At 66.1% G+C, this 15,948-nt stretch carries 11 protein-coding genes; 4 read left to right on the forward strand and 7 right to left on the reverse strand.

The features are described 5' to 3' along the window. Window positions 1-183 precede the first annotated feature (183 nt). The 3 genes from AWC27_RS23685 to AWC27_RS23695 form a co-directional block, all read right to left on the reverse strand. Window positions 184-777, reverse strand: coding sequence for a TetR/AcrR family transcriptional regulator (locus AWC27_RS23685; RefSeq protein ID WP_085672712.1), 594 nt, complete (start codon window positions 775-777; stop codon window positions 184-186). After that, window positions 777-2,006: a cytochrome P450 gene (locus AWC27_RS23690; RefSeq protein ID WP_085672713.1), complete on the reverse strand. Its 1,230-nt coding sequence runs from the start codon at window positions 2,004-2,006 to the stop codon at window positions 777-779. The genes AWC27_RS23685 and AWC27_RS23690 overlap by 1 nt, the downstream gene beginning before the upstream one ends. A 66-nt stretch (window positions 2,007-2,072) precedes the next feature. Next, window positions 2,073-3,392, reverse strand: a complete 1,320-nt coding sequence (locus tag AWC27_RS23695; protein WP_085672746.1) for an FAD-binding oxidoreductase — start codon at window positions 3,390-3,392, stop codon at window positions 2,073-2,075. A gap of 138 nt (window positions 3,393-3,530) precedes the next feature. On the opposite strand from AWC27_RS23695, the gene AWC27_RS31665 reads away from it, so the two are divergent. Then, window positions 3,531-4,133, forward strand: coding sequence for an SHOCT domain-containing protein (locus AWC27_RS31665; protein ID WP_211281703.1), 603 nt, complete (start codon window positions 3,531-3,533; stop codon window positions 4,131-4,133). A 2-nt stretch (window positions 4,134-4,135) separates the two neighbouring features. Here AWC27_RS31665 and tap read toward each other — a convergent pair whose 3' ends face one another. Further along, window positions 4,136-5,368, reverse strand: coding sequence for a multidrug efflux MFS transporter Tap (gene tap, locus AWC27_RS23705; RefSeq protein WP_085672714.1), 1,233 nt, complete (start codon window positions 5,366-5,368; stop codon window positions 4,136-4,138). Window positions 5,369-5,454: 86 nt separating this feature from the next. On the opposite strand from tap, the gene AWC27_RS23710 reads away from it, so the two are divergent. The 3 genes from AWC27_RS23710 to AWC27_RS23720 are packed head-to-tail and all read left to right on the forward strand — an operon-like array spanning window position 5,455 to window position 8,461. Further along, a complete protein-coding gene (locus AWC27_RS23710) occupies window positions 5,455-6,264 on the forward strand; it encodes a uracil-DNA glycosylase (RefSeq protein WP_245847465.1) in 810 nt (269 codons plus the stop codon). Beyond that, window positions 6,261-7,391 carry an FAD-binding protein gene (locus tag AWC27_RS23715; RefSeq protein ID WP_139837173.1) on the forward strand — a complete coding sequence of 377 codons (1,131 nt, stop codon included), beginning with the start codon at window positions 6,261-6,263 and terminating at the stop codon, window positions 7,389-7,391. Before AWC27_RS23710 ends, AWC27_RS23715 begins: the two co-directional genes overlap by 4 nt. Window positions 7,392-7,429: 38 nt before the next feature. Next, window positions 7,430-8,461 carry an LLM class flavin-dependent oxidoreductase gene (locus tag AWC27_RS23720; protein WP_085672715.1) on the forward strand — a complete coding sequence of 344 codons (1,032 nt, stop codon included), beginning with the start codon at window positions 7,430-7,432 and terminating at the stop codon, window positions 8,459-8,461. Here the strand turns inward: AWC27_RS23720 and AWC27_RS30505 are convergent. From AWC27_RS30505 to AWC27_RS23735, 3 genes are all read right to left on the reverse strand, one after another. Continuing rightward, the gene (locus AWC27_RS30505) at window positions 8,458-8,733 is read right to left on the reverse strand and encodes a hypothetical protein (protein WP_139837174.1); all 276 of its coding nucleotides are present in this window, start codon (window positions 8,731-8,733) and stop codon (window positions 8,458-8,460) included. The two genes, AWC27_RS23720 and AWC27_RS30505, sit on opposite strands and share 4 nt — an antisense overlap. Before the next feature lie 215 nt (window positions 8,734-8,948). Then, window positions 8,949-11,090, reverse strand: a complete 2,142-nt coding sequence (locus AWC27_RS23725; protein WP_085672716.1) for a prolyl oligopeptidase family serine peptidase — start codon at window positions 11,088-11,090, stop codon at window positions 8,949-8,951. Window positions 11,091-12,022: 932 nt separating this feature from the next. Continuing rightward, on the reverse strand, window positions 12,023-15,916 hold the full coding sequence (locus tag AWC27_RS23735) for a diguanylate cyclase domain-containing protein (RefSeq protein ID WP_085672718.1): 3,894 nt from the start codon (window positions 15,914-15,916) through the stop codon (window positions 12,023-12,025). Between the last annotated feature and the right edge of the window lie 32 nt (window positions 15,917-15,948).

Genomic DNA, 15,948 nt, shown 5'->3' on the forward strand with positions numbered 1-15,948 from the left:
TTCTGGACGGGAATGCCGTCGACGCATCCCGCAACTGCTCGGCCGGCCCGCCCCAGCTCGCTGCGGCCGAATCCATCCGCCCCGATCCGGCACCGCGACTCAGCAGCGAACCGCCGACCGATGAGCCTCAACATAACCGGCGACGCCGGGCGTCACCGGTCCGCAACAAAAAGCTTCGCGCGCTTATCGCGGCGCGGAAACCGGCCCCAGGATGGGGACGACGAACTCCTCGATCATCGCCCGCTCGTCGGCTTCGTCATGGCCGGGGAACATCAGCAACGAGATGATCACCCGCACGGCCCAGCGGGCCCGGCGTTCGACGATGCCCCCGGGCTCCGGTGGGCCCCCCGGCGAACCCAAGAATCCCGCTGCCAGGGCGGTGATTACCTCCGACTGCCCGGCCAGCTCGCCGGCGATGGGCAATCGGCCCGAGCCGAACCATGCCGCCAGCGCCGGGTTTCCGCGAACCATCCGCAAGGTGGCGCAGATCCCGGCGCCCAGCCGTTCCCGCGGGTCCTCGACGGTGCCGATCTGCGCCAGGATCTCGCGGCCAAGCCGGTGCGTCTCGCGGTGCACGTACGCGGTGCGCAGCGCCTCGCGACTGTCGAAGTACCGGTACAGCGTAGCGCGGGAACAGCCTGCGGCAGCGGCGATTTCGTTCATGCCGATCGAAACCGGGTCGCGCTCGGTGTACAGCCGCTCGGCGGCATCCAGTATCCGGTCGGCGGCCACCTCGGTACGCCGATCAGCCAGCCAGTCTCTTCCCGAACTCGTCATCAGGACTTCACGATGAGCGGCACCGACAGCGGACGCCGCACGTAGCTGCCCCCGGACCAGACGATGCCGGCGGTGTCGACGTCGAAGTCCGGGCAGCGGGCCAGCAATTCCTCCAGCGCGACCCGCGATTGCATCCGGGCCGCGGCCGCACCCAGGCAGTGGTGTGCGCCGTGGCTGAACGTCATGATGTTGCGCGGGCACCGGGTGATGTCGAGTTCTGCTGCGTCGGAGCCGTATTGACGTTCGTCGCGGTTGGCCGACCCGTACAGCAGCAGCACCCGGCGACCGGCGGGAATGGTGGTGTCTTCGATGATCACGTCGCGCGTGGTGGTGCGGGCCAGGCCCTGCACCGGCGAGGTCAACCGCAGCAGTTCCTCCACCGCGTCGGGGATGAGTTGCGGGTTGTCGACCAGCAGCCGGCGCTGGTCGGGCCGCTCGTGCAGCACCGGCATGGAGCCGCCGAGCATGCCGGTGACGGTGTCGTTGCCGCCGGTGACCATGGTGAACGTGAACGCCAGGATGGATAGCGTGCCGGCGATATCACCGTCGGCTCCCACGCCGGCGGCGACCAGGTGCGAGATGGTGTCGTCCTCCGGCTCGGCCCGGCGCCGCTCGATCAGCCCGGTGAAGTAGCCCATCATCGTCCCGACCGCATCGCCGGCGGTCTCCAGAGCGCCCGCGACGCCGCCCTCGGCCGTGTTGGCCGCAACGATCGCCTGCGTCCAGCCGTCGAACTGAACCCGATCCTCTTCGGGCACACCGAGATAATGCGCGACCACCATCGACGGCAGCGGCTTGAACAGCTCGGTGACGATGTCGCCGCCACCGGCCGCGCGCAGCTTCTCGATCCGCTCGATGACGAACTCGCGCACCTTGGGCTCTACCGCCTCGACCTGGCGCGGAGTGAAACCGCGGGACACCAGTTTGCGAAATTCGGTGTGCACCGGCGGGTCCTGCATCACCATCGGCGGATTGTCTTGCAGCCCGATCATTTCCAGCTCGCCGTAGTTGACGGTCAGCCCCTGCGCCGACGAGAACGTTTCGTGGTCGCGGGCGGCCGACCAGACGTCGGCGTGCCGGGACAGCACGTAATAGTCGTGGTCCGGACGCGCTGGCGGGATGACATGGTGCACCGGGTCGTGGTCGCGCAGTGCCTGGTACATCGGCCACGGATTGGGCCAGGTCTGCGCGGTCGCCAGCTGGAACCCATGAGACATCATTGTCGACATGTCTCATGTGTAAGACATGACAACGGACATGTCAACCAGAGACTGTGCTCACACTCGGCGCAAAAGTCAGATGCCGCTGCCCGGGTTCAGAATCCCCTGGGGGTCCAATGCCTGCTTGATGCGCCGGTTGAGGTCCATGACGTCGGGTCCCAGATAGCCGGCCAGCCACGGCCGTTTCAACCGGCCCACGCCGTGCTCGCCGGTGATGGTGCCGCCCAGCCCTACGGCGAGATCCATGATCTCCCCGTAGGCAACCTGAGCACGCTCAGCCATCGCGCTGTCCGCGGGGTCGTATACGAGCAACGGATGGGTGTTGCCGTCGCCGGCGTGGGCGATAACCGAGATCAGCAGCTCGCGCTCCCGGGCGATTCGCGCGATCCCGGTGACCAGATGGCCCAGGGCGGGCAACGGCACCCCGACGTCTTCGAGCAACAGCGAGCCCTTCATTTCCACCGCCGGGATGCAGAACCGGCGGGCGGCCACGAACGCCTCGCCTTCGTCGGGATCGTTGGTGGAAAACACTTCCTTGGCGCCATGCTCAGAAAACACCGCGGCCATCAGTTCGGCGTCCTCGGTACCGCCGCGGCCCCGTTCGTCGGAGCCGGCGACCAGCATGGCCGCCGCCGAACGGTCCAGGTCCATGCGCAGGGTGTCCTCCACGGCGTTGATCGCCACCGAATCCATGAACTCCAGCATCGAGGGGCGAAGCCGCGCTGTCACCCCGAGCACGGCATCGATGGCCGCCTGGACCGAGGCGAAGCTGGCCACCACGATGCTCGACGCGTTTTGCGCGGGTATGAGCCGCAGCGTCACTTCGGTGACGACGCCCAGCGTGCCCTCACTGCCGACGAACAGCTTGGTCAGCGAGAGCCCCGCGACATCCTTCAAACGCGGGCCACCGAGCCGGACCGCGGTGCCGTCGGCGAGGACCACCTGCATGCCAAGCACGTAGTCGGTGGTGACGCCGTACTTCACACAGCACAGGCCGCCGGCGTTGGTGGCGATATTGCCGCCGATGCTGCAGATCTCGAACGACGACGGGTCGGGCGGATACCACAGCCCGTGCTCGGCGGCGGCCTGCTTCACCTCGGCGTTGAACAGGCCGGGCTGACAAACCGCGGTGCGGGTGACCGGGTCGACGGTGATGTCGCGCATCTTCTCCGTGGACAGCACGATCCCGTCGTCCAGCGCGGTTGCCCCGCCAGACAGGCCGGAACCGGCACCGCGGGTCACCACCGGCACGCTGTGAGCGCTGGCCCAGCGCAGCACGGTTTGCACGTCTTCGGTGCACCGCGGCCGCACCACGGCCAGCGGCTTGCCCGCCGACGGGTCCAGCGCCCGATCCTGCCGGTAACCCTCGGTGATTGTGGGATCGGTGATCACCATCCCGTCGGGCAGGTCCGCGATCAGATCTGCCAACACATCCACGGACCGATCCTACGGGCCGCGCGCAGGGGTCCGTCGCGGTAGCTAACCGGCGTAGATTGAAGCGGTCCTGCAGTGCGTTACGGATAGGTGCCTTCATTGTTCGGACAGCGGAAGCTCAGCAAAGTCGGTGTCCGCACCTTCGCGGACGTCCTGCACGCCGAACAGTCGGCCGTCTCGGTCACCGTCGGGAATCCGAATCTTCTCGGCAACACCGAAATTCGCTGGACGCTACGGCTGCGTGTCACACCGGAGCATGAACCGTCGTTCGAGACGAGCCTCAAAGCGCTGCTGCCCCAGTCGATGCCGCCCCGCCCGGGCACCCGGCTGGCGGTCGTCTACGACCCGAAGGACCACAGCCATATCCAGCTGGACCAGCAGCCGGCCGCCGAGACCGCAATCGACGCGATCACCGCGGCCCGCCCGGACTTGCGGGGCGCTGAGGTCATGGGGATGCCGATGGGCGACGTGATCCGGCAGGCCATGGCCGATCCCAGTGGATTCCGCAACGAGATGATGCGCCGGGCCACCGAGATGCAGGAGCAGGCGCTGCAGGCCATGCAGCCACCGGCCACAAAGCCTGCCCCACAACAGGGTTCGGACGTGATCGACCGACTTGAACGGCTGGCCGCGCTCAAGGACCGCGGAGTGCTCACCGACGACGAGTTCGAAGAACAGAAGCGCCGGATTCTCGGTACCTAACGTCAGACCTGTGCCGGCTCGCGGTCCAGCTCACCCAACGATGGCAGCCGTACACACAGCAGCCCGATGACCAAGATCGGCAGGGCCAGTGCGAAAAACGTGACGCTCAGCCCGGCCGCATCGGTCAGCGGACCGGCCAGCAGCAAGCCCAGCGGGCCCGCGGCAAAAGCCAGCGATGTCATCACCCCGGTTACCCGGCCGCGTAGATGCGCAGGCGCGCGGGTCTGTATCACGTAGTTGTAGATCGGCTGGATCGGCCCGTAGACCAGGCCGATCAGTGCACACAACCCCAGGATCACCGGCAACGGCGGCAGCAAAGCGATCACCGCCGTCGCCAAACCGAGCGTGAGCACCGCGGTCAGCATGATCGCGCGCCGGCGAACGGCCCTGGCCAGCGCGGCGTAGCCCAGCGCACCGACCAGGCCGCCAATGGACAGCGCCATCAACACCGAGCCCAGCTGCGCGGGCTGATGGCGGTCGCTGAAGTACTTTGGGAACAGCACGCTTTCCATCGGCAGATACAGCGCCGTCACCGACAGGTCGATCAGCGCCAGCGCGCGCAATACCCGCAAGCTCCAGACGAAGCGCAGCCCGTGGGTCACCCCGGACACCAGCCCCTGTGGGCGGGTCGCCACGTGCGGCTTGTCGGCTCCTTCCAGGCGCAGGGCCGAAATCGCCAGGATGGACAAACCGAACGCGCCGGCGGTGATCCACATCGTGGCGATGCCACCGACCGTTGCGATCATCAGCCCGCCGATGCCCGGTCCCACCACGAAAGCCAGATTCAAGATCGCTTCGTAGATGCTGTTGACCCGGTCCAACGACCAGCCGGCCCGCGCGGCGGCTTCGGGCAGCATCGACTGGCGTGCGGTGATGCCGGCCGGGTCGAACGCCGCCGCGCCGGCACCCAGGACCGCCAGCACCGCGACGTTGACCGACGCGGCGCCGAACGCCCACGCCACCAGCGGAACGGTGGCCACCGCCGCACCCGATAGCGCGTCGGAGACCATCGATACCCGCCGCCGCCCGAAGTAGTCGACCGCGGTACCGGCGACCAGGGTGGAGAACACCAGCGGCAGCATGGCGGCGCCGGCCACTATCGACGCCTGCCCCGCACTGCCTTGGCGCTGCAGCACCAGCCACGGGAAGGCGACAATGGAAACGCCGTCTCCCGCGCACGCCACCAAGGTGGCGAAAAGAACCAGGAATGCCGGGCCGCGGTTGTTTTTTCTCATGGGATATCGCGGCTGAATGTAACGCCAATCGGCAATCGCAACCACCGAATTTCTCGGCGCACGCCGGATCACGGCAGGATGTTCGTGTGCTCAACCATCCGAATACCGGCCAGGCATTCGGTTCTCCCGTCGCGCCCGGCACCGGCTGGCCCGGCGATCCGGCGACACCGCAGACGCCGGTGGCAGCCGATGCCGCGCAGGTGGTGACGCTGGCGCAACGACTGGTTTCGATACCCGAACTCGACGCGGCGATCAGCGTGTGCCGGGCGTGCCCGCGGCTGGTCAGCTGGCGCGAGGACGTCGCCGTCGCCAAGCGGCGCGCATTCGCCGACCAGCCCTACTGGGGGCGACCGGTGCCAGGCTGGGGAGTACCGCGGCCGTGGCTGTTTATCGTCGGGCTGGCCCCCGCCGCGCACGGCGCCAACCGGACCGGGCGGATGTTCACCGGCGACCGCTCCGGCGATCAGCTGTACGCGGCACTGCACCGGGCCGGGCTGGTGAACCAGCCGACCAGTGTGGACGCCGCGGATGGCCTGCGCGCCAAGGGTATTCGCATCGCCGCGCCGGTGCGCTGCGCGCCCCCGGCCAACGCCCCCACGCCGGCCGAGCGCATCGCCTGCTCGCCGTGGCTGGACGCCGAATGGCGGTTGCTGTCCGACGACGTCAAGGTGATCGTCGCGCTGGGTGGCTTCGCCTGGCAGGTCGCGCTGGGGCTGCCGGGCTTGGCGACCAAGCCCCGGCCGAAGTTCGGCCACGGCGTGGTGGCGCAGCTACCCGGCGTGCAACTGCTCGGTTGCTACCACCCCAGCCAGCAGAACATGTTCACCGGTAGGTTGACTCCGGCAATGCTCGACGACATTTTCTCCGAGGCCAAGAAGCGGGCAGGGATCACGTGACAGGGACGGTTCTGGTATCCGGCGCCAGTGTGGCCGGCTTGACGACGGCGTATTGGCTTGGGCGAAACGGCTTTTCGGTGACGGTGGTGGAGCGCTATCCGGGTTTGCGGCCGGGCGGGCAGGCCATCGACGTGCGGGGCCCGGCCCTGCAGGTGCTCGACCGGATGGGGTTGCGGCAGGCCGCTGAGGACAAGAAGACCGCGATTCGCGGGGCGTCAGTGGTCGATCGCGACGGCAACGAGCTGTCCCGGGACACCGAATCGACGCCGACCGGCGGCCCCATCGACAACCCGGACATCGAACTGCTGCGCGACGATCTGGTCGAATTGCTTTACGGCGCAACCCAAGAAGCCGAATACCTCTTCGATGACACCATCGTCGCCCTGGACAACCGCGGCCCCGCCGTCGACGTCACCTTCGCCGCCTCCGGCCCGCGCAGCTTCGACCTCGTCATCGGCGCCGACGGCTTGCATTCCAACGTGCGCAGCTTGGTCTTCGGACCCGAGGAGCGATTCATCAAGCGGCTCGGGACGCACATGGCCATCTTCACCGTGCCCAACTTTTTGGACCTGGACTATTGGCAGACCTGGCACTACGGGGACACCAGCATGGCCGGGGTCTACAGCGCGCGCAACAACACCGAGGCCCGCGCCGCGCTGGCCTTCATGGACACCGAGCTGCGGATGGACTACCGCGACACCGAAGCCCAGTTCGCCGAGATGGAACGACGGATGGCCGACGACGGCTGGGTACGCCCGGAGCTGCTGCGCTACATGCGCTCGGCACCCGATTTCTACTTCGACGAGATGTCGCAGATCGTGATGGATCACTGGTCGATCGGCCGGGTGGCGCTGGTGGGCGACGCCGCGTACTGCTGCTCGCCGCTGTCAGGTCAGGGGACCAGCGTCGCCCTGCTGGGCGCCTACATCCTGGCCGGCGAACTCAAGGCGGCCAGCTATCAGGGTCTGGTGGATCACGGCCTGGGTTTTGCCAACTACTTCAAGCGGTTTCACGCCTACACCGAGCGCACCCAGTTCTTGGCCAGCGATAACATCCCCGGCGGTGCGCCCATCACCCAGGAGCAGTTCGACCTGATCGTGAACTCGATCACGCTGCGGGACTACTGAGCGGGAACGTTCGCAGCGCCCATAGCGTTACCCGCATCGTGCGTCTTTCCGTTCTTGATCTCGTCCCGGTGCGCTCCGACCAGACGACCGTCGACGCGCTGGCAGCCACCGTCACGCTGGCCCAGACCGCGGACCGGTTGGGTTTCACGCGCTACTGGGTGGCCGAACACCACAACATGCCGTCGGTGGGGGCCACCAGCCCGCCGGTGCTGATCGCCTATCTAGCGGCCCAGACCGCCCAGCTGCGCCTGGGTTCGGGTGGGGTGATGCTGCCCAATCACGCGCCGCTGGCGGTGGCCGAGCAGTTCGCCCTGCTGGAAGCCGCCGCACCGGGGCGCATCGACCTCGGCATCGGCCGCGCGCCGGGCTCCGACCCGGTGACCTCCTATGCATTGCGCGGCGGCCGGGACGACAAGGACATCGAGCACTTTCCCGAATACCTCGACGACGTCGTCGCACTGATGAGCGCCCGCGGTGTCGTGGTGCCGCTGCGGTCGGGCGACTACCGGCTCAAGGCCACCCCGGCCGCGGCCACCGAACCGCGGGTGTGGCTGCTGGGCTCGTCGATGTACTCCGCACACCTGGCCGCGGCCAAGGGCCTGCCGTACGTGTTTGCCCACCACTTCTCCGGCAAAGGCACCGAGGAGGCACTCGAGGTGTACCGGACCCGGTTCCAGCCCAGCGCCCTGGCCGCCGAGCCGGTGACGTTCCTGACCGTCAATGCCGCGGTGGCCGAAACACGCGAGGAGGCAACGGCTTTGATGCTGCCCAACCTGCACATGATGGCCAGGCTAAGGACCGGTCAGCCGCTGGGCCCGGTCCAGCTCGTCGAGGAGGCGGCGACCGAACGCCTTACCCCCCAGCAGCAGCACATCGTGGACAGCGGGCTCCGCAGGGCAGTGGTCGGCGCACCGGCCGAGGCCGCCGAACAGCTGCGTCAACTCGCCGAACGCTTCGGCGTCGACGAGGTGATGGTGCACCCGGTCGCCTCGGCCCACCGCGGCACCGATCCCGCTACCGCGCCGGCCCGGGTGGCCACCCTCGAGCTGCTGGCCAAGGAGCTGTTCTAGTCGGCGACGGTGTGCAGCGATGCGGTGCGACTCTCTTCCAGACGCACATCGAGGGAGGTCTTTTTGCGGCCGTCGCTCGACAGGCAGCGAGTTACTCGGTGTCGCCGACCATCAATGCGATTTGCCAATCCGGAGGCAGCGCCAACTCGCCGGATGCACTTCCACCAAGAAGCCCCACGCCGGGCAGACTGTTCACTTTCGATATCCTCCGGGGTTGCATTGATCGCAGTTGTATATTGCTGGCTGCTGCTAAAGCTAACAACGAAATCCATTAAGTGTCAATATATTTCAGAATCAGATGTGGAGAGTTCGTTCCGGCGGCAGGCGCAGAAATTGCCTCGGCGGGCCAACTCGAACCGGTAAAAGACGCACGCTCCAAACGTAATTCGATGTTCCAGGGTGCAGGTGCTCCGTCTCAACGTCCCAAAGCTCGGGCTTGGGCTCAACCCGATGACATCGCTACTGGCGAAGGAACGGTCGTAATCGGTCACGTCGGCCCGCATGGGTGCGTGAGGCCGGTGTGGGTGGCGCAGAAGGCGAGTATGTCGGCGTGCAGGTCAATGAGTCGGGAGGTTGCCCGGTCGTCGTGGCCAACGTGGTTTTCGGTGCGGAGCAGGATTGGCTTGGTAGCTGCGGTGGCATGTTGCAGCGCTGCGGTCAACTTGCGGGAGTGAGCGGCGCCCACTCGATCGTCGTGGCGGGCGCTGGTCACCAGCACCGCCGGGTAGGCGGTGCCCGCTCGGACATTGTGGTACGGCGAATAGCTCAGCAGCGTGTTTCGATCGGCCGGGCTGTCTGGGTCGCCGAATTCGTTAATCCACCAGGAGCCGATCCCGAGGTGGGGGTAGCGAATCATGTCCGTCAAAGCATCCGAGCAGACCACCGCGGCGTATAAGTGTGGGTCTTTGGTGAGGGCTACCGCGGCAGTGAGTCCGCTGTGGGAAGCGCCGCGAACGGCCAACTGCTGTGGTGTTGTCCAGCCCTGGGCGTGCAGCCAACGAGCTGCGGCGCTGAAGTCGGCGAAGGCGGTTGGCTTGTTGTGGTGACGTCCGGCAGCATGCCAGGCGCTGCCGTATTCGCCGCCGCCGCGAACTCCGGCGATGGCATAGATACCGCCGGCGCGCACCCAGGCCAGCAGCGAGGGGGAGTAGGTGGGATAGATGGTTGCTCCGAAGCCGCCGTAGGCGGTCAGGATGGTCGGGCGCGGCCCGTGGGTGCATCCGGCGGGAACGATGAGGTACAACGGAATTTCGGTGCCGTCGTCCGAGGTGTAACCCATCTGATGGACCGTCGCCTCCGGCGCGTTGGTCGCAGGATGATGAGCTCGGGTGTGCGGTGCGTCCGGCTGAATTGTTTGATCGGCCAGATCAAACCGGTACACCGTATGCGGAGTGGTGAAATCGGTGAAGAGAAACCGGGCATGGCCTGGCTTTGTTTGGGAGCCGGCCAGTCTGGTAATGGTGGCTGGTCCGTTGTTCGGGGTGGGGATGTCGGCTAACCACTGCCCGTCTTGGTTGTGCAGTCGCAGCGCGGGATGGCCGTGCGCCGAGGTGGCAACGAGTAAGCGGGGTTCGCTGTTGGTTGGCTCAGTCAAAGCGGCGCATCCGGTGATCACGCTCCCTGGGGAAGGAGTGATAATCGGTTGCCAGGCATCATAATTGGGCTGCTGGGGATTGACGCGACAGATCTGGCCGCCGGCAGCGTCCCGGGTGGTGATGGCGTACATCAGCTCGCTCACCCCGGCCTTGAGGAGTGCCCGCGAGTTATCGGTGGCGCCGTCAAAGATCTTCTGCAACGGTGGGGCGGCGGGATCACAGCCGATGGTATTGAGGTCGGCAAGGTATAGGTCGTTGCCGCTTCGTGCGCCGGCTGAACAACTGACAATGAGCCAGCGACCGTTACCGCTGGCCATGACCGTCAATTGGCGCATCAGGGTACGGAAAACCGTTACGTCGGATGAACTACTGAATCGGCTTTCGAGCCGACGCAGGCAGATTTGCTGCTCAGCGTCGGTGGCTGCGCCCTTGACGTAGTAATAACCCGAGTCGTCGGAAAGCCATGAGACTGGCGTCAATCGGCCAGGTTGAATCGGTTGTGCGACGTCGCGACCGCTCTCGACGTCGAGTAGCCGTAGTTCTGGTTGTTCGCTGCCGCCGCGTGAAAGCTGGTAGGCGAGCAGGCGTCCAGACCACGACGGACGCCACGCGACGAGAGTTGTTGTCCCGGATGTATCTTCGGTCAGCGGATCGATCAATACCCTGGCCGCGCCGGTCTGTTCGTCGGCGACCATCAACACCGCAAGATCCTGGCCAGGTTGGCAGTGCAAGTAGAAGCGGCGCGACTCTCGCAGCACCGGCACACCGGCCACCGGACTGATGGCCGAACCGATGTCAGTCAATTCCTGCATAACGTCTCGGAAGGCCACGCGGCATTCACCCATTGCAGGTAAAGCCTGCTGGCGCAGCGCTTCCTGGCCATCAAGCCACCGCTGGGTCTCCTGGCTATCGTCGTCTTCCAACCAACGGTACGGGTCGACAACGTATCGGGCAGAGGTATAGGCATGTTCTGCCCAGTCTGCGAAAACCACTGTGTCACCTCGATATCTGTTGATCCGGCTGCCCAAACGCACACCGAGGGACGGTCCGTCGTGGGCCGTCCCCCGATGCGCTACGGTTTACTCGCTGTCACCAAGCATCAAGACGGTTTCCCAATCCGAAGACAGCGCCAACTCGCCGATTCCTGCGGGGCTATATCCCCCGAACATGGGCAGGTTGTTCATTTGCGGATCCTCCGATATCTTTTGACTTTTTGCATATTGCTGCTGAGGCGGGGCGATCATCGACCTGCCGGCGGCCACGGGTACATCGAAATAGGGCTAGTGCCAATACTTCTAGGAGTGCACGCAGGCGGTTGCCTGGGTGGGCCAGAGGGATCTGTCGGCACTTGGCACTTGACTCTTACTGTCGCCCAGACTGATTGGGCTGACATGTGATGAAGCGCATTGCCGTGCTGCCGGGCGTCAGTCAGTTCCTGAATAGCGCCCCGGAAGGCCACGGGTACCTCGACATCAGTTGATCCGTCTGTCCAATCGCGTATCGAAGGAAGGTCTTTCGTGGGCCGTCCCTCGAAGCGTCGCGGTCTACTCGCTGTCGCCTAGCGTCAAGGCGATCTCCCAATCCGACGACAGCGCCACCTCGCCGATTCCGGCGGGTTCAACTAAGTTGCCGGGCAGATTATTCATTTGCGGATCCTCCAAGATCTCGTTGACTTGATACATTCTCTTGCTGACTGGTGGGGCGACCATTGACCTACCGGCGGCGACGCTAACATCGAAATACCGCTATTGCCAACATGTTTAGAAGATCTGGAGAGAACGTTCCAAGCTCCGATCGTGTTGCTGGGGGCAGGCAGACGGTTGGCCTTGGTGGTCCAAAGGAATCGGTCGACGAAATTGACTTTTACTGTCGCCCAATCTAATTAGGTCGGCTGCTGGTGGCGTGAATTGCCGTGCAGGCCACAAGTCGCGGCGGTCGTTTCTTTGCAAGAATGCATGTTCCAAACTTAAAAAGATGTTTTGGGGTACAGGCGCTCCGCCTCATTCGACCCGAGACTCCGGTCTGTGCTCGACTCGATCTGGTTCGAAGGCGAGCAGGCCGGCGCGTGGCCACTGATCCAGCGCTGCAGCTCATCGGTGGGCAGCGGCGGACTGTGCACGAAGCCCTGGGTGATCGTGACACCGTAGCGCCGCAGGGCGCTCAACGTCGCTTCGTCTTCGACTCCCTCGGCAACCAGGTCGGCGCCCAGGCTACGTGCCAGTGCGACGGTGGAGCGCACGATGGCAACCGAGCGGGGGTCGTAGGCGAGCCGGGCCACGAATACCCGGTCCAGCTTGAGTTCGTCGACCGAGACGTCTTGCAGCCGGGCCAGCGACGACCACCCGGTGCCGTAATCGTCGAGCGAGATCCGAACCCCCAGGCGCTGCAACGCGGCGACGGTGCTGCGCGATCGCGCCGAGTCGACCAGGGTGCTTTCGGTGATCTCGATGATGAGGGCGTCGGCGGGCAGACCGCGGCTGTGCAGGAGCCGTTCGATGGTGCCAACCAGGTCGAGGTCGAGCAGATTCGTCGTCGACAGGTTCACCGCGACGGTGACCGGGACGCCCTGGCGGCGCCAGGATTGGCTCTGGTCGAGCGCGACGCTGACGGTGCGGTGGGCGACCTTGCGCATCAGCCCGGCGCGTTCGGCGGCGGGCAGGAATTCCTCTGGCAGCAGCAACCCGCGATTGGGATGGTGCCAGCGCAGCAGCGCTTCTACGCTGTGCACGCTGCCGTCGCTCGCGTTGATTTTGGGCTGGTAGTGACAGGTCAGTTCGTCGCCGTCGCTGAGCGCGGCGCGCAGTTCCTCGACGATGTTGGGGTCGTTGTCGCGATAGAGTTCGAACGCCGAGTCGTACACGGCGATCTTGCTTTTCGCGGATCTGGCGTGCGGCAGCGCCGTTTCGGCGCGGTTCAACAACTCCTGCGGGTGGTCGCAATGGTCGGGATAGAGCGCAATGGCGATCCGGGCATCGACCTGCACGGTGATCGGATCGAGCGCGACGGGTTCGCTCAGCGCCTCGATCAACCGGCCCGCCTGGGCGCGGGCGGCAATGAGGTCGGCGCCCTCGCCCAGCAGGATGGCGAATTCATCGGGGCCGGCGCGGGCGAGGAGGTCTTCCCGGCGCACGTTCTTCGAAAGCCGATTTGCTATGTGGCACAACAGTTCATCGGCGAAGTGCGCGCCCAGCGAGTCGTTGATCTCCTGGAACTCATAGAGTTCCAGCAACAGCAGGGCCTGGCGGGCCGGTATTCTCATCGCCGGCAATGGATCTTCGGTCAGTGTCGTCGCCAGTGAACGGCGATTGGGCAACGTGGTCAACTGGTCGGTCATCGCCTGCTTGTGGTTTTCGGCGACGATGCTGACGTCGCGGAAGGTCACCGAGAATCTGGCGGCGACGGCGACCAGGCTCAGCGCGGCCAGCGTCACCGCCAGCCGGGACTCGGGACCCGCGACGGTGACGGCGAGGGCCCCTATGGTGCACCCCACCGGGGCGGCATAGGAGCCGAGGCCGCGTCTGGGCAAGGGCGGCAACGACGACCACGGCGCCCAGCTGGCCACGGCCACCAGCAAGGCCGACGCCGGCCAGCACGCGTCGAGCAGCGTGCCGGCCCGGTAGGCGCCGGCCGACGTCTGGAACAGGTAGGCCGTGTCGGCCACCGCGAACAGGGTGAACCCGCCGACCAGCAAACCCCAGCGAAATTCGTTGCGCCAGCCCAGGATCGGCAGTATCCCGGCGGCCAGCGCCAACAGGATCAGATCGCCCCACGGATAGATCAGGCCCACCAGCACGGTGGCCGGTGCGCGGGCCGCTGCCGTATGGATGGGTCCGGCCGCCAGCGCCGCGGCCACCGCGGCAGCGGCCAGCCCGCACACTAGCGAATCCAGCCGAATCGGTGTCGGCACCCGCTGCAGACGCGACCGCATCAGCAGCAGCAGCCCCGCATAGACAAGCGGATAGAACACCAGGTACCACGGATCGGCCGCCGACGGCGACTGCCCGTCGGGCACCCACACCGAATAAACCACGTCGCCCAGCGCCGAACAGGCCAGGCCGGCCGCCACCAGCCCCCAAGCCAACCGGTCGGCCGCGACCCGGTACGCGCGTGCGGCGACGATTCCGGCGGCCGCCATGTTCAGTCCCGGATACAGCACATCGTCGAAGAACGCATTGTGTCCGGCGACGAAGCTGCCGATGGTGAAAGCGGTGACTCCTATTGCTAATAGCGCCAAGGTGATTCGCATCGCCGGTGGCGGCCACGCGATCCCGTCGGAAGTTGTCCGGTCCGGTCCACGCGTGGCCACCACCGGCGCCACCGCGTCGCCCAGCTCCGGCAGCATATCGGGAAGGGACGCGTCTGGCACGAAGTTGCGAATGCATTGCCCGCCTTCGCGTTTGGCGGTATACATGGCCAGGTCGGCGTGCCGCAGCAGCTCGTCGACGCTGCAACTCGCTTCGGCCCCATGGCAAGCCACGGTGAACCCGATACTCGGGCGTACCGACAGCGGAACGCCGTCGACCACGATCGGGGCACTGAACGCGGCCAGGACCCGGTGCGCTATCCCTTGCGATTCCTCGACGGATCGCTCGATGAGGACAGCGAATTCGTCACCACCCAGCCGCGCCACCGTGCCGGCTTCGCCTACTACGGCGGTGAGCCGTTCGGCGACCCGCACGAGCAGCTCATCACCGGCCGGATGACCCAGGGCGTCGTTGACCGACTTGAAGTTGTCCAGGTCCAGACATAAAACCGCGATCGGTGTGTCGGCGCAGCCGCGGGCCACCACTTGTTCCAAGCGATTCAGGAAGCGGGCCCGATTGGCCAGACCGGTGAGGCTGTCCCGGAAAGCTTCGCGCGCCACTTCGGACAACAGACCCTGGTTTTCGAAGAGCGCCACGAACTGGCGGACCAGCACGGCCGCCGCCAGAATCGCCAGCGCGGCGATCATCGGGCGGTTCTGGACGTGGGCAAACGCGTGCCCCAGTCCGATCGCCGCGGCCAACAACAGCGGCAAGTACGGTAGCCACAGCCGCGCCCGGGACACGAGTTCTTCGCCCGCCCCCGGGGCCGGGGATTCGTTGACGCTGGCCAGCGCCGCCAGCGCCAGCATTCCCAACCCGATCACTCGGGTGAGGTCAACCAGATCGCCGGTGTGGTATGTCCCGATTCCGGTGTGGAACACGACCAGGATGTCGGCCAGGCCGATCGTGATGATGCCTCCGGCGAGCACGCTGAGGCTGTGCCGGTTGTCGGCACGGGCCCGGGAAAATGCCAGGATGGCGGCGGTCATGACGATGATGTCGACGAAGATGTGCGTCACGGTCGCCGGTCCCGCCCCGGCGTTCTCCCGGATCAGTTTCTGCAGGACGAATACCCACGAAACGACGAACAGCGACGTCGCGACGATGAGACCGTCCAGCACCAAGCGCCAGGGAATGAGGCGCACCCGGTTGGACAGCAGCCGCAAAGCCACCATCGCGCCGGCTGGATAAATCAGCAGTATGCCGTCGGCTGCAGCCGGGTGGGCGGCGTGATCGAACTCGGGCCGCACGTCGTAGACGGCCCACATCACCTCACCGACCGCCCAGCCCAACAGCGCGACAACCAGCGCAAGCCAGCCGAATCTTCGGTGACCGGCCGTGCGACGGGCCGCCCACCAGGCGCATGTCGCCGCGACCAGCAGGCACAGTACCGTGACGACTTCGTCGACCGGCCGGGTCGCGTAGACGCCCTGCCAGTCAAAGACGCCGGACGCCAAAACCAGGACCGCCGCGATGCCATATCCGGCGACAACCAACCCACCGACGTGCGCGGGCAGCCCGATCCGCTGCCACGCGGTTCGCGTCCAGGGTCTCATTGCAACTCCAGGCAACTCAACAGCCAGCTCAA

Origin of the sequence: Mycobacterium szulgai (assembly GCF_002116635.1) — a bacterium.
In the GTDB taxonomy this organism is placed as follows: Bacteria; Actinomycetota; Actinomycetes; order Mycobacteriales; family Mycobacteriaceae; genus Mycobacterium; species Mycobacterium szulgai.

Coding starts and splice junctions, on each gene's coding strand:
- AWC27_RS23685 (WP_085672712.1), bottom strand. CDS start 777: ATGACGAGTTCGGGAAGAGACTGGCTGGCTGATCGGCGTACCGAGGTG.
- AWC27_RS23690 (WP_085672713.1), bottom strand. CDS start 2,006: ATGTCGACAATGATGTCTCATGGGTTCCAGCTGGCGACCGCGCAGACC.
- AWC27_RS23695 (WP_085672746.1), bottom strand. CDS start 3,392: ATGGTGATCACCGATCCCACAATCACCGAGGGTTACCGGCAGGATCGG.
- tap (WP_085672714.1), bottom strand. CDS start 5,368: ATGAGAAAAAACAACCGCGGCCCGGCATTCCTGGTTCTTTTCGCCACC.
- AWC27_RS30505 (WP_139837174.1), bottom strand. CDS start 8,733: ATGGATTTCGTTGTTAGCTTTAGCAGCAGCCAGCAATATACAACTGCG.
- AWC27_RS23735 (WP_085672718.1), bottom strand. CDS start 15,916: ATGAGACCCTGGACGCGAACCGCGTGGCAGCGGATCGGGCTGCCCGCG.